This is a genomic window from Nocardiopsis sp. iso_40, from assembly GCF_056173285.1.
On record NZ_CM149666.1, the window covers coordinates 540691 to 559643 of the forward strand.

Annotated in this window: 14 protein-coding genes; 10 read left to right on the forward strand and 4 right to left on the reverse strand. The window is 71.5% G+C overall.

Annotated features, from left to right (window positions below; genetic code table 11):
- Nucleotides 1-18: 18 nt before the first annotated feature.
- The gene (locus AC0VYD_RS02415) at nucleotides 19-660 is read right to left on the reverse strand and encodes a pyridoxamine 5'-phosphate oxidase family protein (RefSeq protein WP_475478374.1); all 642 of its coding nucleotides are present in this window, start codon (nucleotides 658-660) and stop codon (nucleotides 19-21) included.
- 67 nt (nucleotides 661-727) lie between these two features.
- Between AC0VYD_RS02415 and pdxR the strand changes: the two genes are divergently transcribed.
- The 4 genes from pdxR to AC0VYD_RS02435 all read left to right on the forward strand — a co-directional run bounded on the left by pdxR (nucleotide 728) and on the right by AC0VYD_RS02435 (nucleotide 6344).
- Nucleotides 728-2158, forward strand: a complete 1431-nt coding sequence (gene pdxR, locus AC0VYD_RS02420; RefSeq protein ID WP_475478375.1) for a MocR-like pyridoxine biosynthesis transcription factor PdxR — start codon at nucleotides 728-730, stop codon at nucleotides 2156-2158.
- Between the two features lie 483 nt (nucleotides 2159-2641).
- Nucleotides 2642-2944, forward strand: coding sequence for a hypothetical protein (locus AC0VYD_RS02425; protein WP_475478376.1), 303 nt, complete (start codon nucleotides 2642-2644; stop codon nucleotides 2942-2944).
- 170 nt (nucleotides 2945-3114) lie between these two features.
- Nucleotides 3115-3840 carry an ABC transporter ATP-binding protein gene (locus AC0VYD_RS02430; RefSeq protein WP_475478377.1) on the forward strand — a complete coding sequence of 242 codons (726 nt, stop codon included), beginning with the start codon at nucleotides 3115-3117 and terminating at the stop codon, nucleotides 3838-3840.
- Nucleotides 3837-6344 carry an FtsX-like permease family protein gene (locus tag AC0VYD_RS02435; RefSeq protein ID WP_475478378.1) on the forward strand — a complete coding sequence of 836 codons (2508 nt, stop codon included), beginning with the start codon at nucleotides 3837-3839 and terminating at the stop codon, nucleotides 6342-6344. Before AC0VYD_RS02430 ends, AC0VYD_RS02435 begins: the two co-directional genes overlap by 4 nt.
- 242 nt (nucleotides 6345-6586) lie before the next feature.
- Here the strand turns inward: AC0VYD_RS02435 and AC0VYD_RS02440 are convergent, their stop codons facing one another.
- Both AC0VYD_RS02440 and AC0VYD_RS02445 read right to left on the reverse strand, forming a co-directional pair.
- On the reverse strand, nucleotides 6587-7285 hold the full coding sequence (locus AC0VYD_RS02440; RefSeq protein WP_017581312.1) for a response regulator transcription factor: 699 nt from the start codon (nucleotides 7283-7285) through the stop codon (nucleotides 6587-6589).
- Entirely contained in the window at nucleotides 7282-8475 is a 1194-nt protein-coding gene (locus AC0VYD_RS02445) for a sensor histidine kinase (RefSeq protein ID WP_475478379.1), read from the reverse strand. Before AC0VYD_RS02445 ends, AC0VYD_RS02440 begins: the two co-directional genes overlap by 4 nt.
- Before the next feature lie 124 nt (nucleotides 8476-8599).
- On the opposite strand from AC0VYD_RS02445, the gene phoU reads away from it, so the two are divergent.
- The 3 genes from phoU (at nucleotide 8600) to ispF (ending at nucleotide 10584) form a co-directional block, all read left to right on the forward strand.
- Entirely contained in the window at nucleotides 8600-9262 is a 663-nt protein-coding gene (gene phoU, locus AC0VYD_RS02450; RefSeq protein ID WP_191276163.1) for a phosphate signaling complex protein PhoU, read from the forward strand.
- 337 nt (nucleotides 9263-9599) lie between these two features.
- Nucleotides 9600-10082 carry a CarD family transcriptional regulator gene (locus AC0VYD_RS02455; protein ID WP_026129182.1) on the forward strand — a complete coding sequence of 161 codons (483 nt, stop codon included), beginning with the start codon at nucleotides 9600-9602 and terminating at the stop codon, nucleotides 10080-10082.
- Nucleotides 10083-10113: 31 nt separating this feature from the next.
- Nucleotides 10114-10584: a 2-C-methyl-D-erythritol 2,4-cyclodiphosphate synthase gene (ispF, locus tag AC0VYD_RS02460; RefSeq protein WP_475480160.1), complete on the forward strand. Its 471-nt coding sequence runs from the start codon at nucleotides 10114-10116 to the stop codon at nucleotides 10582-10584.
- A gap of 193 nt (nucleotides 10585-10777) precedes the next feature.
- Here the strand turns inward: ispF and AC0VYD_RS02465 are convergent, their stop codons facing one another.
- Nucleotides 10778-12709, reverse strand: a complete 1932-nt coding sequence (locus tag AC0VYD_RS02465) for a DUF2637 domain-containing protein (protein WP_475478380.1) — start codon at nucleotides 12707-12709, stop codon at nucleotides 10778-10780.
- Nucleotides 12710-13128: 419 nt separating this feature from the next.
- Between AC0VYD_RS02465 and cysS the strand changes: the two genes are divergently transcribed.
- From cysS to AC0VYD_RS02480, 3 genes are all read left to right on the forward strand, one after another.
- A complete protein-coding gene (gene cysS / locus AC0VYD_RS02470; RefSeq protein WP_475478381.1) occupies nucleotides 13129-14532 on the forward strand; it encodes a cysteine--tRNA ligase in 1404 nt (467 codons plus the stop codon).
- A gap of 202 nt (nucleotides 14533-14734) precedes the next feature.
- Entirely contained in the window at nucleotides 14735-15715 is a 981-nt protein-coding gene (gene rlmB / locus AC0VYD_RS02475; RefSeq protein ID WP_475478382.1) for a 23S rRNA (guanosine(2251)-2'-O)-methyltransferase RlmB, read from the forward strand.
- A gap of 109 nt (nucleotides 15716-15824) precedes the next feature.
- A complete protein-coding gene (locus AC0VYD_RS02480) occupies nucleotides 15825-18953 on the forward strand; it encodes a BTAD domain-containing putative transcriptional regulator (RefSeq protein WP_475478383.1) in 3129 nt (1042 codons plus the stop codon).

Genomic DNA, 18953 nt, shown 5'->3' on the forward strand with positions numbered 1-18953 from the left:
GGACGGGGCGGTCCCCGCTCAGCGGCCGGTGACCCGGGCCAGGACGTGCTCGGGGGCGGGCAGGTCGTGGGTCAGTCCGGGGTCGGTGACCGGCGGGTCGAACACCGTCCGGACCGGCTGCACACCCGCCCAGATCGGGGTGGCGTGGTCCTGGGGGTCGTCGTCCGGCGGCCCCGTGCGCACCTTCACCGAGGCCTCCTCCAGGGACAGCGCGAGTACCCGGGTGGCCGCCATCTCCTTGGCGTCGGGCCGTCGGACCACGTCCCACTGGCCCGGCGCGAGCTGCTCGGTGATCGCCCGCAGCCCGGCGGTGCGCTCCTCCTCGTCGGTGACCAGCCGAGGGGTACCGAAGACCATCGCGGAACGGTGGTTCACCGAGTGGTGCATGCCGGACCGGGCCAGCACGATCCCGTCCACCAGGGACACCGTCACGCACACCTCGCCCTCCGCCCGCAGGGACCGGGCGCCGGTCGAACCGTGCAGGTACAGGGTGTCGCCGATCCGCCCGTAGCCGGTGGGCATCACCCGGGGGGAGCCGTCCACGACCACGCCCAGGTGGCAGATCAGCCCCTCGTCGAGGAGGTCGTACAGGTCACTGCGGTCGGTCCGGGCCTTGTGCTTGGCGCGCTTGAGTCGTGTGCGTTCTGTGGTGGAGAGCATGCGACTACCTTAGACAGAAGTGGATATCCGAACCATGGCCACTTCTGGCAGGAAGTGAAAGACCACTTTGCCCCGTCACATCACCGAGCCCCCGGTCCGCCTCGACCGTTCCGCAACCGTCCCGCTCACCGCCCAGCTCTCCGGCGAACTCCGCGAGGCCATGTCCTCCGGTGCGCTCCGCGCCGGTGAACGGCTGCCCTCCAGCCGGGCCCTGGCCACCCAGCTCGGGGTGAGCCGCACCGTCGTCACCGACGCCTACCAGCAGCTCTACGCGGAGGGCTGGCTCGACGGCCGCCACGGATCGGGCACCTTCGTCGCCGAACACGAGCCCCTCCCGGGCCGGCGCGACGGGCTCTCCGCCGCAGCGGAACGGCGGGCGGGGACGCAGGCGGAGGCGGAGACCGGGCGCGACCGCCCCTCCCGCGAGCAGCTGCGCCGGGACGGCGTGGTCAACCTGCTGCCGGGCGCGCCCTGGGTCCACGGCCACGACCGGGCGGCCCTGCGCCGGGCCTGGCGGCACGCGGCCGAACAACCCCCCTCGGACGACCCCGACCCCCGGGGCCGACCCGAGCTGCGCGCACTCCTGGCCGAACACCTGCGCCGCACCCGCGGCGTCCGGGTGGGCCCGGAGAACATCCTGGTCACCCGGGGCACCGGCAACGGCCTCGACCTGCTCGGCGCCGTGCTCGGACCGGGTACCCGCGCCGGGGTGGAGGACCCCGGCTACGGCAAGGCCCGCAGCATCCTGGCCGCCCGGGGCGCGGAGATCGTCCCCTGCCCCGTCGACCACGACGGCATCCGGCCCGAGGACCTGCCGGACGACCTCTCCGTCGTCTACACCACGCCCGCCCACCAGTACCCGCTGGGCGGTCGCCTTCCCCTGCCCCGCCGCGAACGCCTCCTGGCCTGGGCCCGCCGGACCGGAGCCCTGGTGGTGGAGGACGACTACGACGCCGAGTTCCGCTACGACGTGGCGCCCCTGCCCGCCCTGTACGGCCTCGACCCCGAACGGGTCGTCCTGCTCGGCACCCTCTCCAAGACCCTCGACCCCGACCTCGGCATCGGCTGGATCGTCGCCGAGCCCGCCCTGCTCCAGCGCCTCGTCCGGGTCCGGACCGAGCTGTCCGACCGCACCAGCGGCCCGCCCCAGGCGGCCACGGCGCTCCTGCTCGAACGCGGGGACCTGGACCGGCACCTGCGCCGGATGCGCCTGGAGTACGCCCGACGGCGCGCCCTGCTCGTCGAACACCTCGGCCCCCGGCTGACCGGGGACACGGCCGGGCTGCACGTACTGCTGCGCCTGCCCGAGGCGGCGGTGGCCCCCGTGATCAGGGCGGCCGCGCAGGAGGGGGTCCTGGTGGAGGACACCAGCCGGACCAGTTACGGAGCACCGACCGTGCACGGGCTGGTCATCGGCTACGGGTCCGCGGGCTGGGGGGAACTGCGGCGCGCCTGCCGGGTGCTGGCCCGCGCCGTGGACAGGTACGCCCGGGCCTGACCGGGACCGGGCATGGCGGGTCCCGTTGACCCGCAGGCCCGTCAACGGGCCCGGGGAGCCGGAGCGCGGTCTCCGAGCGGCCAACCCTGATGAAGCCGCCAGGCCGACAGGTCGGCCACAGGGCGAGCTCCGACGCCATGGTTTCCACCTTCAGGTGACCAGCTACTCCGATGCAGAAGAAAACCGGTGGTGAAGCCTGCTGGTGCACCAACCCTTGACAAGGTTAACAACGGCGTCGATGTAGAGCATGGAAAGGCATTTGGCAAGCGGCCATCGGAGTAGATGTCCGCAACCGGCCATCTATTTTCCCCGTAACTGGCCTCGCCCGACAGGTTGACCTGCGGCTTCGATGTTGGAAAAGCTCTACGAGCTGCACTTATGAAGTGCCATGTTCACCCATTGACCCATATTTGCGAGGTGTTTACGCTTCTCGTGCATCTGCAAGCAAAAGGGAAAGGGTCATTCGTGCAACTTGCTCGCACCTTGAGGAAAACGACTGCCGTCGCGTTCATGTCCGTGGGACTGGCCGCAGCCGCCGCTGTTCCTGCCTGGGCCGACAGCGCCGTCGACAGCGAGATGAGCGCCATGCTCAGCTGTGCCAAGGGCGTCGGTAGCAGCGGCGACGCCTACGCGAGCTGCAGCGGGAGCTTGGGGGAGGAGTGGCGTCTGCGCGCGGACTGCCCCTTCCAGCCCGACCGCTACTCGAGCTGGCAGAACGGCGACGGAAACGTCACCGTGAGCTGCACGGTCGGGGACGCGCGCGAAGCGCGCATCGAGATGCGCTAACCATTATCGGTGCCGCTCCGAACGATCCCCATCGTCTTCGCTGAATACATCCTTGAAGCTGGGAGTCGCGGGGGCGAAAATACATAAGGTACCGTGCAGCGGCGGCTGTGTGCGGTGGCGATACACCATTGCACACAAACCGCCGCTGTACGGCTCCAAAAAATCGGGCGGTGACGGTGGCCACTGAAGAACAGGTACACATCGAGAACACGACGCTACCTTTGCAAATGGACGGGGTGGTCCAGGAGTACGGCGTGGGCGAGGCCCGGGTTGTAGCCGTCCGGGAAGCATCGTTGCGGATCGAACGTGGAGAGGTGGTCGTGCTCTGCGGGCAGAGCGGCGCCGGAAAATCCAGCCTCCTACAGATCGCCGGATGCCTGGCCGAACCGACCCGGGGAACGGTGCGAGTCGACGGCGACGATGTCATCGGCATCGGCGCGAAACGCCGTGCTGACCTACGGCGCCGCCGCATCGGCTACGTCTTCCAGGAGTACAACCTGTTGAGCGTGCTCACAGCACAGGAGAACGTCGCGCTCCCGCTGGAGTTGGAGGGCGCGCGTGAAGCACGGAGCCGCGCCCTGACCGCGCTGGAGGAACTGGGGGTCGACCGTCTGGCCGACCGATACCCGGGGGAGATGTCCGGTGGTCAACGTCAGCGTGTGGCGATCGCCCGCGCGTTGATCGGCCCTCGCCGGTTGGTCATCGCCGACGAGCCGACCGGTGCGCTGGATTCGGCGGCATCCCAGGCGGTCCGGGAGGCACTGGTTGCTCGGGCGCGTGAACACGGTGCGGGTGTGTTGGTGGGCACCCATGACCAGGAGTGGTTGGCGCTGGCCGATCGGGTGCTGGTGATACGCGACGGCGTTCTCGGCCCGGCCCGGGGGGACATGCTGTGAACAGGCCGCTCAGTCTGGTCCTGGCTTGGCGCATGCTCAAACAGGACGGCAAACGTGCCCTGCTGGGGGCGGGGCTGCTCGGCTTGCCGGTGGCCGTCGCCGTGTTGGTGCAGATCCTCTACAGCACCGCCGTACCTACTCCTGAGGAGGAACGGACAGCGGCCATGGGCGCCGCCCAAGCGCGAGTGCACGCCGAGACGGACGAAGCCTCCCTCACACGGCTGAGTCAAGCCCTCCCCGAGGGAGCGAGAGTCGTTGCGGTCTCCAACTCCGTGCTCCCTGTGGCGACCGGGCACGGTTCGGTTCCCACCTCGGTAGTCCTGACGGATGCGGCCGACCCGCTGACCCGTGGTCTGCTGGAGGTCGTCGAAGGTCGCGCCCCCGAACGCGGCGGTGAGGTACTGGCCAGCCGACACCTCACCGAAGCTACGGGGGCGGGGGTCGGCGATCGCCTGACCGTGGGCGAGGACAGCACTGTCACCGTCACGGGGCTGGCGGTCGATCCCACCGACTACGAGCGTGATTTCCTCGTCGCCCTCCCCCAGGGCGGGGTGTCGGCCGCCTGGGACGAGAACACCGGGCCATGGGTGATCGGGGGACTGCCCCCGGAGATGCGTGAACCGGAGCTGGTGGAGCTGCTCGGTCCACTCGGCTTCACCGTGGACCCACGCACTCCTGGCCCCACACCGGACGCACCACCGTCGGCCGAGGACACCACGGGTGACGATGACCGCGCGGTGCTGTTGTTCACCGCCCTGGGCCTGGGCGAGGTCGGACTGTTGGCGGCGGCCGTGTTCACGCTCTCCGCGCAGCGCCGCCGACGGGACATGGCACTGCTCTCGGCGGCCGGAGCCCGCCCCTCCCGGTTGCGCCGGGTCCTGATGACGCACGGTGTGCTGGTGGCGGCGACCGGGGCCCTGGCCGGAACGGCCCTGGGTATCGCGGCCGCGCTGATCGGACAACCGTTGGGAGAGCAGATCACGGGCATGTCCTGGGGGACGCCGGTGATCCGTCCGGACCAGCTCGTGTGGATCGTCCTCCTGGCCTTGGCGGCGGGTCTGGTCGCCGCGTGGCTTCCGGCGAGGTCGGCGGCACGCCGGGGCCCCGCCGTTGCGCTGCGGGACACTCCCCACGCCGTGATCCGTCGGCGCCGCGCGTGGTCCTGGCCGGCCCTGGCAGCGGTGGGCCTGGTCATCCTCGTCGGCGGCACAGCAGTGGGGACCGTTCCGCTCGCTGGGGTGGGGGCCATCGCCTACGCACTCGGGTTGCTCGGCTCCTGCGGCTTGTTGTTGCACGCTTTGTCGGCGGTCGCCGCACACCTTCCGGTGCGGACACGGGTGGCGCTACGAGGCCCTGCCCGCAGCCGGTCGCGGTCGCTGCCCCTGGCGGTGGCGATCTGCGCGGTCACGGCCGCGGCCTCGGTGGCCGGAGTGCTCATCCACAGCGCCGACCAGTACAACGCACGTACCTACGTGCCCGAACTCCTCGAAGGGCAGGCCATGGTGAGCGGTCCCCTGCCCTCCGACGACGCCGCGCTGAGTCCACTCACCCAGGCACTGGGTGGAGCGGAGGTCGTCCGGATCCCGTACGCCGCGGCGACCACGGATGACGGTCCGGTGCGCCTCGTCCTGGACAACGCCGCGTGGCGGTGCTCGACCTCCACCGACGGGGGCAGCGCCCCACAGGAGTGTGCACAGGATCTGCCCGCGGGCCTCATACCCATCCAGCCCATCGCGGTGGGTGGCGAGAATCTGGTCTTGGCCCTGTTCCCTGAACAGGGCCAACGGGAACAGGCCCTCCGTGCGCTCCGGGACGGACGGGTCGTCCTGACGGACGATGCACTCCAGCACAGCTCCGGGCAGGCCCTCCTGCGTCCGGGGACCGGTCCCTCGGAGCAAGCCGTGCGGCTGGACGCAGAACTCGTGATCCCCGAGGGGGTCCAGACGCGACTGCCTCACGCCCTGATATCGCAGCAGTCCCTGGTCGAACACGGCCTCGTGGCCGGTCCGGTGCGTGAGGCCCTGTTGGTGACGGAGACGACGCCCACGTCCGGGCAGGTCGACGCAGCGCACGCTGCGGCCAACCGTCACCTGGGGGGTCACGCCAACCTCTACGTCGAACGCGGCTACGACGGAACGGAGATCTCCTACGTCCTGTGGCTGTTCACCGGGTTGGCCGCCGTCACGGCTGTGGGGACCGCGGCCATCGCGGGGGCACTCTCGGCTGCGGAGAACGCCCGTGACGACGAGGCCATGGTGGCGGTGGGCGCGCGGCCCCGGTTCGTGCGCCTCATGGTCGCAGCACGCTTGCTGGCCCTGGCCGTTCCGGCAGCTCTCCTGGGCCTGGTCGGCGGCAGTGTGGCGATGGCCGCGGCCCTGCAGGCGTGGGGCGACTGGCCACCTGCGATTCCCTGGGGGCCACTGGCCGCCATGGTGGCCGTCACCACCGTCGCCGCCTGGCTCACCGGCTACCGGACGACACGGCGATCCGCTGGGGCCGTATGAGGGACGTGTAAATCCCATGCCGCCATGGCAGCGGGCACGCCGAGCCGCTGGAGCAGCGACGGGACCCGGCCCTTCTCCGGGCACGACGGAGAACGGGCCGTGCCGACGGCCCGCAGGGTCGGGTAGGGAAGCCGGGGGACAGGGGTCCCGGGGGTGGAGCGGCCACCGCCCGGGACACGGGAGTCGGAACTCGAAGGAGGACCGGAACGGGGAATCCGGAGAAGGGATCTCCCGTGCCCGGGCTATTCGACCTCGACGGTGACCGGCTCGAACTTGTAGCCCAGACCGCGCACCGTGACGATGTACCTCGGGTTGCCCGGGTCCTCCTCGATCTTCGCGCGCAGCCGCTTGACGTGCACGTCGAGGGTCTTGGTGTCACCGACGTAGTCGGCGCCCCACACCCGGTCGATGAGCTGCATCCGGGTGAGCACCCGCCCGGCGTTGCGCAGGAGCACCTCCAGCAGCTCGAACTCCTTCAGCGGAAGCTGTACGTTGTCGCCCCGCACCGTCACCACGTGCCGCTCCACGTCCATCCGGACGGGGCCGGCCTCCAGCGCGGCGGGCAGCACGACCTCGTCCTCGCCCCGGCGGCGCAGCACCGCGCGGATACGCGCCACGAGCTCGCGTGAGGAGAACGGCTTGGTCACGTAGTCGTCGGCGCCCAGCTCCAGACCGACGACCTTGTCGATCTCGGAGTCCTTGGCGGTCAGCATGATGACGGGGACGTTGGACTTCTGCCGCAGGGTCCGGCACACCTCGGTGCCCGACAGCCCCGGCAGCATCAGGTCCAGCAGCACCAGGTCGGCGCCGGTCCGGTCGAAGGTCTCCAGAGCGACGGTGCCGGTGGGGGCCACCGCGACCTCGAAGCCCTCCTTGCGCAGCATGTAAGACAGGGCGTCGCTGTAGGACTCTTCGTCCTCTACTACGAGTACGCGCGTCACTGTGCCGTCTCCTGGTGGTTGTCGTTCCGGGACGCGTCGAGCTCCCGGCTCTCGGGTCTGGGCAGACGCAGTGTGAACGTCGACCCCGACCCCTCCTTGCTCCACACGGTCACTTCTCCACGGTGGTGGGTCATGATGTGCTTGACGATGGCCAGGCCGAGACCGGTACCACCGGTGGCCCGGCTCCGAGCGGCGTCCACACGGTAGAACCGCTCGAAGATCCTCTCCAGGTCCTGCTGCGGGATGCCGATCCCCTGGTCCGCGACACTGATGTCCACGGTGGACCGGGAGACCTCCACGGACACCGCGACCCGCGTTTTCTTCGGACTGTAGGCCACGGCGTTGGCGATGAGGTTGCGCAGGGCGGTGCCGAGCATCGCCTCGTCGCCCAGGACCCTCACCCCCTCGGCCCCGCTGCCGACCAGCTCGATCCCCTTCGCGTCGGCGGGCATGCGCACCGTGTCGATCGCCTCCTCGACGACCGAGCCGAGCTCCACCGGGGCGGGTTCGGCGATGGGTTCGGCGCCCTGGATGCGGGAGAGCGTGATGAGGTCCTGGATGACGGCGGTGAGCCGGGAGGCCTCGGTCTGCATGCGCTCGGTGAACCGGCGCACCGCTTCGGGATCGTCACTGGCGTCCTGTACGGTCTCCGCCAACAGGGACAGCGCCCCCACCGGGGTCTTGAGCTCGTGGGAGATGTTGGCCACGAAGTCCCGGCGGACCGCCTCCACCCGGCGGTGTTCGGTCTGGTCCTCGGCCAGCACCAGCACCAGGCCGGTGCCGCCCAGCGGGGCGACCCGTACGGCGAAGGAGGTGGCGTCGGGTCCGAACTTGCGTACGGCCACCTCGATGTCGGTCTCCCGGATCACCCCGTCGCGCCGGACCTTGCGGGCCAGGGTGAGGAGTTCGCCGATGACGAGTTCCTCGCCCCGGACGATGCCGAAGGCCCGGGCGGCGGAGGAGGCGCGCAGCACCCTGTCACCGGAGTCCAGGACCACGGCGGAGGAGGGAAGCGCGGACAGGACCTCGGCGATCCCGGGCGGGAGCGTGCTGCCGTCGTGGCGCTGTGACGGCGGCTCCTCGCGCTCGGTCCGGGTACGGAAGAGTGGGCTGGCGGCGACGACGCCGATGGCGACGCCCGCGACGAGCCCGATGATGCCGACGACGGCGGCGAGAAGTTCCCCTTGCACGATTCGATCGTAAACGTGCGGACTGGGGCTTTACCCGGTCAGGGCATGCGACACAACCGAGGTTCTTCCATCGTTCACCGAACCTTGGCCGATTCTTCAAACACAGACTGGGAGCATTGACGACATGCGCGATACCTACCACGAGGACCTCGACAGCCTGAGCGAACGCCTCGTCGAGATGACCAGGCTCGCCAGGCACGCCGTCGCGCGTGCCACCACGGCCCTGCTGGACAGCGACCTGAACGCGGCACAGGAGGTGATCTCGGGCGACGAGGCGATCAACCAGCTCGACCAGGAGATCGAGGACACCGCCTTCAGCCTGATGGCCCGGCAGCAGCCGGTCGCCTCCGACCTGCGGACCATCATCACCTCGCTGTACATGCGCGGCGACCTGGAGCGGATGGGCGACCACGCCGTCCACCTGGCCAAGATCGCCAGGCGCCGCCACCCGGACTCGGCGATCCCCAAGCCGGTCCGCTCCATCGTCCTGGAGATGGGCCACCAGGCGGAGCTGCTGGTCACCAAGGCGGGTGAGGTGATCACCGAGCGGGACGCCGACACCGCTCTGGAGCTGGACAAGGACGACGACCGGATGGACCGGCTGCGGCGCAAGCTGCTCCAGCGCATCCTCGCCCCGGGGTGGGAGTACGGGGTGGAGGCCACCATGGACGTCACCCTGGTCGGCCGGTTCTACGAGCGTTTCGGCGACCACGCGGTGCACGTAGCGGACAACCTGGTCTACATGGTCACCGGGGAGAAGAGCGAGGACTACGAGCCCGAGGCCTGAGCGGGAACGGCGGTCCGAGCGGCCTCGGGGCGCGGGAGGGTCACGGCCGGGTCAACCCGATCCGAAATTGTGACCTATATCGCTGCGAGCCCTCGCGGAGGGTGTTCGGGCGGGCGCGAACCCTACCCTCCAAGCGCCCTCCGGGGGAACGCGCTTCGGCTGGCCAGCAGGGGTGGAGGCCTCTCCCGGCCCGCTCCGGCCGGTTGTCCGAGACTCCTCGGGTACACTTTGTCAAGCCCTAAAAAGTGTGTTCTGACCTGCGTGTTCGCAAACCTAATAGGTACGTTAAGTCATGGATTCATGGTATCCTTGTGGTAGCGGAAGGGGTACCTGTCACATGGCTTTCAAGGTCGGCGACACTGTTGTCTACCCCCATCATGGGGCTGCTCGTATTGAAGCGATCGAGACTCGCACCATTAAGGGCGAGGACAGAACCTACCTCGTTCTGAGGGTTGACAAGGGCGATCTGACGGTGCGCGTGCCGGCTGCGAACGCCGAGGATGTCGGCGTTCGTGACGTGGTGGGGCAGGAAGGCCTGGACAAGGTCTTCGAGGTGCTGCGCGCACCTCACACCGAAGAGCCCACCAACTGGTCCAGGCGCTACAAGGCGAACCTGGAGAAGTTGGCCTCCGGCGACGTCAACAAGGTCGCCGAGGTGGTCCGGGACCTGTGGCGTCGGGACAAGGAACGCGGCCTGTCCGCGGGCGAGAAGAGGATGCTGGCCAAGGCCCGGCAGATTCTCGTCAGCGAACTAGCGCTCGCGGAAAAGACCAACGAGGACAAGGCGGAAGCCCTCCTCGACGAGGTTCTGACGAACTGATAGTCGCGGAATCACGTAATTCATGACGAAAATGCCTCGGGTGGGCGTCGGAACCGACGTCCACCCGTTTTCTCCTGGACGAACACTTTTTCTCGCCGGTTTGGAATGGCCGGGAGAAGACGGTGTGAGCGGCCATTCCGACGGTGACGTCGCCGCCCACGCGGCGTGCGACGCGTTGCTGTCCGCCTGCGGGCTCGGCGACCTCGGATCCAACTTCGGCACCTCCGACCCGCGGTGGAAGGGCGCCTCGGGCGCCGCACTCCTCGCCGAGACCGTCGCGCGGGTGCACGGGGCAGGTTTCGAGATCGGCAACGTGGCCGTCCAGATCATCAGCAACCGACCCAAGTTCGCCCCCAGGCGCGACGAGGCGGAGAAGACCCTCTCCGCGGTCGTGGGCGCGCCGGTGAGCATCTCGGCGACCACCACCGACGGTCTGGGCCTCACCGGTCGCGGCGAGGGCATCGCGGCCGTGGCCACGGCCCTGTGCGCGCCGCGCGACTGACACACGCACACCCGGGCGGCCGGGCACCGGAGGGATCGGTGCCCGGCCGCCCGCGTGCGTCCTGAGGCGTCCACCCGCCCCGCCCACGGGTCTTCCACGGGCTCAGGGACGGGTCCGGCGGACCCCGGGCCGCGCACGCGGCGCCGGTGGATCCTTCGGACCGGCGCCGCCCGTTTTCTGCTCCTGCTCGGGGTCAGCGCTCGTCCGGCGGCAGGGGCTCGCTGCGCACCCGTCGGGAGGGCGGGCCGGAGGCGAAGTCCGACAGGGGCGGGCGCTTCGGTTTGAGGACCATCGGACGCTTCTCCACCGGCTGCCTCGGCTCGGACCGCGCCGGTGCGGTCGGTTCCGCCACCGGTCCGTGTTCCGGCTCCGTGGACGCCGCCCGCCCGGCCGCCCCCTCCGGCTCCGGGGCGGGTTCGGGGTCCTGGGCGGGCAGTTGTTCGGGTTCGGGCAGCGGCTCCGGCTCGGGGGCCGCGGCACCGGGCGGCACCGTGTCGAAGCGGAAGGCGGCGCGCACCTCGGGACCGGTGTCGTGGTCCAGGGCCGGGGTCCCCTCCACGGAGGGCTCGGACGCCCCCTCGGCAGGGAAAGCGGAATCGACGGGGTCGTCGTCCTCGGGCGGTGTCCACACCGGTGGCACGTAGTCGGCCAGGGGCGAGGGAGCGCCGTCGTCGGACGGGGGCTCCCACAGAGGTCCGGCCTCCGGTTCGGATTCCGCCACAGGCTCCGCCTCGGGTGCGGTCTCGGCCCCGGCACTGGTTTCGGGCCAGGTCTGCCACGAAACAGCCTCCTCCGAAACAGCTTCCCCGGGGTCCGTCGGCTTCGCCCCGGCGACGGGTGCGGGTGCCGGTTCGGGGTCCACGGAGGGCTCGGCGGCAGCAGGTGCGGGCACCGGCGCCTCGGCCTCGTCCGTGCTGGGGTCGGCGACCGGGGAATCGTGCTCGAAGCCCTCGTCGGCCGGGTGCTCGGGGTCCGCGGCGAACGGTTCGGTCCCCGGGCCCGCAGCGGAACCGGAACCGGACCCGAGCCCGGGTCCGGGGATGGAGGCCTCCTCCGGGGCGGGGGCCGCCGCGCCGGGTACCACCGGGGGCTCCTCGGCCGCGCGCCTGATCGGGTTGCCGCCGTCGCGGGACCGGCGGGGGAGCGGGAGGACGGGCACCGAGGGTTCGTCCGGGTCCTCCAGGCCCTCCGGGTCCTCCAGGCCCTCCGGGTCCCCGGTCCGTTCGACGCGGCCCGCGGAGCCGGCCTCGGTGGAGGTCCGGTCCTGAGCCCGTTCGCTTCCGGCCCCTGCGGCCCCTGCGGCCCCTGCGGCCCCTTCGGCCCGTTCACGGTCCTCCGCGGCTTCGCGTTCCTCGCGGTCCGCCCGTTCGCGCTCCTCGCGCTCCCGCCCGGCCTGTTCGAGGTCCTCGCCTTCGCGGTGTTCCCCCTCCTCCCGCCCGGCGCGGTCCCGGCGCAGAGCGGAGGTACGGGCGGGCAGCGGCGGGGCCGTCCCGGCGGAGTCGGTCCCCCCTGCGGCGCGCGCCCCGTTCTCCTCCGCCTCCTCCGTCGGCAGGCCGGGGTCGGCGGGATCGTCCTCGTCGGAGCCCAACCGCAGCAGGCGGGTCTGGAGCGTCTCCGCGTCGCGCTCGTCCCGGGCCGTCTCCTCCGGGTCCGGCCAGTCCGTTCGGGCGCCGGTGCGGTCGCGCAGCACGGTGGTGCGGTCGTCGGAGGGCTTCGGGCGGGGGCGCGCGGTGGTGCCGCGCCTGCGGATGTGCGCCCGTACGGCCATCCACAGCAGGAAGGCCACCAACAGCGCGGCCAGTGGAGCGACCGCCACCACGACCTCGACGATCCCCCGGTGGTCGGCCGCGATGCCGTCCACCAGGCCCCTGCTGTACAGCACCATCGGCACGGCCGCGGCGAGGACGAGCAGGGGGATGAGGACGAGGTCCACCCACAGGCGGTCGCCGGGCGGGGCCGACCGCAGCACGTAGCTCACCCAGAAGGCCATCAGGACCAGCAGGGTGAAGGTCACCGGGAAGACGTGCGCGAGGAGGGAGCCCCCGCCGTGCACGACCCGGGCGAACTGGTAGATGCCGTGGTAGGCGAGGACGAGGGCGCACAGGGCGATGACACTGACGAACACGGCGCCACCGACGAGAGCACCGGCTCCCGCGCCGCGACCCGCGGTCCGACCGTTACGCGTCCCTGTCTCGGGGGCTTTGTTGAAAGGGGCCATCGTCATCGCAGCGTAGTCGAGCCGATGCCGCTAACACGAGATTCCGGCCGATTCCGGCTGCTTCCCGAAGCCGACAGATCAGGGCGTTATGTAGTGTCCTGTCGGAATTGGTAGAGGGTGTCGGCTGGTCCCCCGCCGAAGCCGCCCCGTAATTCCGGGTCATCTCACATGCGTACCCGCCTAATACGGCTCATCCCATATGAGTTCTCCGGACTGTCCCCAGCGCTCCGGGGTGCGGAGGGGGACGCGTCGGGGGGATAACGGTGTCGGCGGTGCCTGCTGGTTTGTGATGCTCCCGTGAGGGGAAAGCGGATAGTCTTGACAACGTGAGTCTGCGCTTCTATGACACCAGTGCCCGACAGGTCCGCGACTTCACCCCGCTGCGTGAGGGGTGCGCGTCCCTGTACCTGTGTGGTGCCACCGTGCAGGCACCGCCCCACATCGGCCACATCAGGTCCGGGGTCAACTTCGACATCCTGCGCCGTTGGCTGACCCACCTCGGCTACGAGGTCACCTTCTGCCGCAACGTCACCGACATCGACGACAAGATCATCAGGGTCGCCGCCGACGAGGACGTTCCGTGGTGGCAGGTGAGCGAGCGCAACCAGCGCGCCTTCAGCTGGGCCTACGACGTCCTGGGCTGCCTGCCGCCCACCGTCGAGCCGCGCGCCACCGGCCACGTGCCGGAGATGGTCGAACTGATGCGGCGGCTGATCGACGCCGGACACGCCTACGCGGCCGACGACGGTTCCGGTGACGTCTACTTCGACGTGCGCTCGCATCCCGCCTACGGCGAACTCTCCAACCAGCGCCTGGACCAGGTCGTGGAGTCCGCCGACTCCGACCCGGACCGGGACAAGCGTGACCCCCGGGACTTCGCCCTGTGGAAGGGCGCCAAACCGGGTGAGCCCAGCTGGGACACCCCCTGGGGCCGCGGCCGCCCCGGCTGGCACCTGGAGTGCTCCGCCATGGCCACCAAGTACCTGGGCCCGAGCTTCGACATCCACGGCGGCGGGCTCGACCTGGTCTTCCCGCACCACGAGAACGAGCAGGCGCAGTCGCGCGCCGCGGGTGACGGCTTCGCCCAGTACTGGCTGCACAACGGCATGCTGAAGGTCGGCGGCGAGAAGATGGCCAAGTCGCTCGGCAACTCGATGCGGATCCCGGAGATGGTCCGGAAGGTCCGCCCGGTGGAACTGCGCTACTACCTCGGTCAGGCCCACTACCGCTCCACCATCGACTACTCCGAGGCCGCCCTCCAGGAGGCCGCGACCGCCTACCAGCGCATCGAGGGCTTCCTCACCCGGGCCGTCGAGGTGCTGGGCGCCGTCACCCCGGCCGCCGACGTCCCCGCCGAGTTCACCGAGGCGCTCAACGACGACCTCGGGGTCTCCCAGGGGCTCGCCGTGGTCCACGGCCACGTCCGGGAGGGCAACACCGCCCTGGGGGCCGGGGAGAAGGAGCGGACCCAGGAACTCGCGTCGGAACTGCGCACCATGCTCGGGGTGCTCGGCCTCGACCCGCTCAGCGAGCAGTGGGCCGCCAGCGGCGACCAGGGCCTCGCCGAGGTCGTGGACGCCCTCGTGGCCGTCGCCCTCGAACAGCGCCAGGCCGCGCGCGGCCGCAAGGACTACGCCGCCGCCGACGCCATCCGCGACCGGCTCGCGGAGGCCGGGGTGGTGGTGGAGGACACGCCGCAGGGCCCGCGCTGGGACCTGCGCCGCAGCTGAGGGCCCGGGTACGGCCCCGGCCCGGGGCCCTGCCCGGCGCCGGAGGGCCCGCCCGGCCGGGCCCCGCCGCCGCGGACGACGCGTGTGGTAGCGCGTCGGCACTAGGCTGGGAGTTTGCCGCCGCTCATCGGCGTCGCGGCTACCCCACTGGCCGGAAGAGCGCTTCCGGCATGCTCGCAACACGTATCGGGAGGCGGCGACCATGCCGGCGAAGAAGAGCAAGAAGGGCCCGACCAAGGGCAGCGGCGGCAAGAACCGCCGTTCCCTGGAGCCCAAGAGCGGTACCCTGCCCGCGGAACAGCGGCACTGGTACGACGGCAAGCAGCGGTCCAAGACCGCCAAGCAGCAGCGCGCCAGGACCGGAGGCCCGGACGCGGGTTCGGACAGCCCCCGCAAGGAGCGCTCGCCCAACCGCCCCGACAACTCCGACCTGCTGATCGGGCGCAACCCGGTCGTCGAGGCGCTGCGCGCGGGCATGCCCGCGATCCGCCTGTTCCTGGCCAACAGCCTCGACCCCGACGACCGCGTCAACGAGGCCGCCAAGCTGGCCGGCTCCCAGGGCGTGGACGTCGTCGAGGTGAACCGCACCGACCTGGACCGCCGCTGCGAGAGCAACGGCCTGCCCGGCGCCACCCACCAGGGCATCGTGCTCCAGGTCCGCCCGTACCAGTACTGGGCGGCCGAGGGCCTGCTCGACAAGGCGCTGGCCTCGGACACCCCGCCGCTGATCGTCGCCCTGGACGGGGTCACCGACCCGCACAACCTGGGCGCCATCGCGCGTTCGGCCGCCGCCTTCGGCGCGCACGGCCTGCTCATCCCGGAGCGGCGCGCCGCCAGCGTGACCATGTCCTCGTGGAAGACCTCCGCCGGGACCCTGGCCAAGCTGCCCGTCGCCCAGGCCACCAACCTGACCCGCACCCTGGAGGCCTACAAGAAGGCCGGGCTGTTCGTCGCCGGACTGGACGCCGACGGCGACACCCAGCTGCCCGACCTCGAACTGGCCACCGGTCCGCTGGTGGTGGTCGTGGGCTCCGAGGGCAAGGGTCTCTCCCGTCTGGTCCGGGAGTCCTGCGACGTGGTCGCCAGCATCCCGATCAGCGGTGCCGAGTCCCTGAACGCCTCCGTCGCCGCGGGGGTCTCCCTCTACGAGGTCGCCCGCCGCCGCGGGGCCCGGGCCGAATAACCCCCGGGGCTCCGAGGGGACGGTTTCGGTCGGTCCTCCGGGACGACCGGGGCTGACGCGGCGCCGAGGGCGTTTGTGAGGCCGGTGCCGGTCTGGCAGATTCGGGTCTATGCGCGTAGAGATGCTGGGGTCCTTCGGGGTTCGGGACGGTCAGGGTCGGTCGCTGGCCGTGCCCGGGGGGCGTGTGGTGTCCCTGCTGGCCCGACTGGCCCTGTCCCCGGGACAGGTGGTGCCCACCGGGGCGCTGCTGGAGGACCTGTGGGACGGGGCCCCGCCGGACGGCGGCCACAGCACCGTCCAGCGGCTGGCCTCCAGGGCCCGGTCCCACCTGCGCGACCAGGGCGTCACCGAGCTCGGACCGGTGGCGATGCCGGGTGGGTACATGCTCGACGTCCCGTCCGAAAAGGTCGACTCGCACGTCTTCGAACAGCTGGTCGCCCGGGGCGGGGCCCTGCTGCGCGGCCACGACCCCCACGGGGCGGCCGAGACACTGCGCCGTGCCCTGGAGCTGTGGCGCGACGAGCCCCTGGTGGACGTGCGCGGGCGCTTCGCCGAAACCGAGCGCCAACGGCTGGCCGAACTGCGCCTGAGCGCCACCGAGGACCTGATCGAGAGCGGGATCCGCGCCGGGGACAAGGCCGACCCGGTGCCGGAGCTGCGGGCCGTGTGCGACGCCCACCCGCTGCGCGAACGCTGCCACGGCCTGCTGGTGCTGGCCCTGCAGCGGAGCGGCCGCGACGGCGAGGCCCTGGCCGCCTACGAGCGCCTGCGCACCACGCTGGCCGAGGAACTGGGGACGGAGCCCGCGCCATGGCTCCGCGAACTCCACACGAACATCCTGCGCGCGGTGGCGCCGCCCCGGCACGGCTGGTCCAACCCCTACCTCACCCGGTTCTTCGGGCGCGAGCGGGAGCTCGAATCGATCGGTGCCCTGCTCGGGCGCACCCGGTTGGTGACCCTCTTCGGCCCCGGCGGCGTGGGCAAGACCCGCACCGCGGCCGAGTTCGCCTCCCGCGACGAGGGCGGCGACCGCCCGGTCCACTTCGTGGAGCTGGCGGTGGTCCGCGACAGGAACGGCATCGTCGACGCGCTGGCCGACGCCGTCGGGGTCGGCGGCGGTTCGCTCGCGGTCGGCCAGGACCCGGGACCCAGCCGCCTGTCCCAGGTGCTCTCCGCGTTCTCCGGCAGCCGGGCCCTGTTGGTCCTGGACAACTGCGAGCACCTGGTGGACGACGTCGCCGCGGTGCTCGTGGGCCTGCTCGCGCACTGCCCGCAGCTGCGGGTGCTCGCCACCAGCCGCGAACCCCTCGCGGTCAACGGGGAGGCGCTGATCTCCCTGGACCCGCTCGGGCTCCCCGAGGGGGACCCCCGGCAGTCCACCGCCGTGGCCATGTTCGTCGAACTGGCCTCCCTGACCAGCCCGGGCCTGGTCTTCGACGACGAGGCGATGGGGACGGTGGCGCAGATCTGCCGACGCATCGACGGACTGCCGCTGGCCATCGAACTGGCCGCGGCGCGGACCCGGTCGATGTCCCTCCAGGAGATCTCCCGGCACCTGGAGGAGCGTTTCACACTGCTGTCCACCACCCGCAGGCCGGTCGCGAACCGGCACCGCACCCTGCGCGCCGTGCTGGAGTGGAGCTGGAACCTGCTGACCGACGAGGAGCGCACCGTCGCGTGCCGGATGTCGGTACTCCCCGGCGGTGTGACGGAGTCCGCGGCCGCCGCGGTCTGCTCGGGCAGCGGCGTCACCCCGGAGGACGTGCCGTTCCTGCTCGCGGGCCTGAGCGACAGGTCGCTGCTGCGCACCGCCGGCTCCCCGCAGGGCCGGACCCGCTACCGCTTCCTCGAAACGACCCAGGCGTACGCGCGCGAACGGCTGCTGGAGTCCGGGGAGTCGGAGAACGCGTGGGCCGGTGCCATCGCCCACCACATGGACCTGGTCGAGAACGCCGCCCGGGAACTGCTCGGGCGCGGACAGGCCGAGGCGCTGCGCTCCCTGGACGAGGAGTACGACAACGTCATGGCGGTGCTCCGGTACGTGTCGGAACAGGGGGACATGGCGGTGGCCGCCCGCCTGACCCGCGCCCTGAGCTGGTACTGGGTGCTCCGCGGCAGGTATGAGGACGCCTCCCGGTGGACGGGGGAGGTCGCCGACCGGGAGGAGGAGCTCCCCGGGGACACCCGGGACGTGCTCCGGGCGCTGCGGGCCATGCTCCCGGTCCAGGAGGACGCGGGTCGCGACGACACGGGGCAGACCGACGCCGTGCGGCTCGCGACCGACGCCGAAGCGCTCTCCGCCTACCCGCCGTTGGCCGTGATCGGTCTCAGGTGCGCGCTGGCCGCCGGGGACTGGGAGCTGGTCGGCTCGGTCATCGACGCCACCCGGGAACACCCCCACCCCTGGGTGCGCGCGGCCGGACTCTCCTACCGGGCACTGTGGGCGGAGGCCCGGGGGGACTCGGAGAGGGCCGAGGCCGCCACGGAGGAGGCCGCCGGGGCCTTCCGCGCTGTGGGGGACCGGTGGATGACCGCCCAGCTCCTCAGGGCCCTGGCCGAGTACCAGTCGCTCCGGGGCGAGGGGGACCACGCGGTCCGCGGGCTGCGGGAAGCCCTGGAACTGACCGGCTCGGTGGGGGAGAGCGCGAGCCTGGCCGTGACCGTGCTGATCAGCCTCGGCACGGAACAGATGCGCGCCGGCCTCCTCGAGGACGCCGACACCACCTTCGCCCGGGTGCTCAGCGCCGAGCCGGCCCCCATCGTCGAACACCGGATCCAGTGCCTGGCGCGGATGAGCGACCTGGCCCTGGCCCGGGAGCTGACGGGGCAGGCGCGGAGACTGACCTCCGAGGCGCGCGCCCTGCTGGACGACGCCCGCCAGGACACCGCCTACCTGCGAGCCGAGGTGCTGCAGCGCGAGGCCGCGGTCGCTCTGGCCGAGGACGACCCGGAACGGGCCCGGGAGGCGGCCTCGGCCGCGCTGGAACTGGCGGTGGAGCTGGGGATGAACTCCTACTCGGCCTCCGTCCTCGAACTCGTGGCCGGACTGGAGTCGGCCGGGGGCGACGCGCGCGCCGCGGCCCGTGCGCTGGGCACGGCCGCGCACACCCGCGGACGCCGGGACCAGGGGAGCCCCCGGGTCCGCGCTCTGCTGTCGCACCTGGAGAAGGAGCTGGGACGCGAGGAACTCGAGGCGCTCATGGCGGAGGCGGAGCGGGAGCCGCACGGTTTCCGGTGA

Coding starts and splice junctions, on each gene's coding strand:
- AC0VYD_RS02415 (WP_475478374.1), bottom strand. CDS start 660: ATGCTCTCCACCACAGAACGCACACGACTCAAGCGCGCCAAGCACAAG.
- ispF (WP_475480160.1), top strand. CDS start 10,114: ATGCCTCGGGTGGGCGTCGGAACCGACGTCCACCCGTTTTCTCCTGGA.
- rlmB (WP_475478382.1), top strand. CDS start 14,735: ATGCCGGCGAAGAAGAGCAAGAAGGGCCCGACCAAGGGCAGCGGCGGC.
- AC0VYD_RS02480 (WP_475478383.1), top strand. CDS start 15,825: ATGCGCGTAGAGATGCTGGGGTCCTTCGGGGTTCGGGACGGTCAGGGT.
- phoU (WP_191276163.1), top strand. CDS start 8,600: ATGCGCGATACCTACCACGAGGACCTCGACAGCCTGAGCGAACGCCTC.
- AC0VYD_RS02455 (WP_026129182.1), top strand. CDS start 9,600: ATGGCTTTCAAGGTCGGCGACACTGTTGTCTACCCCCATCATGGGGCT.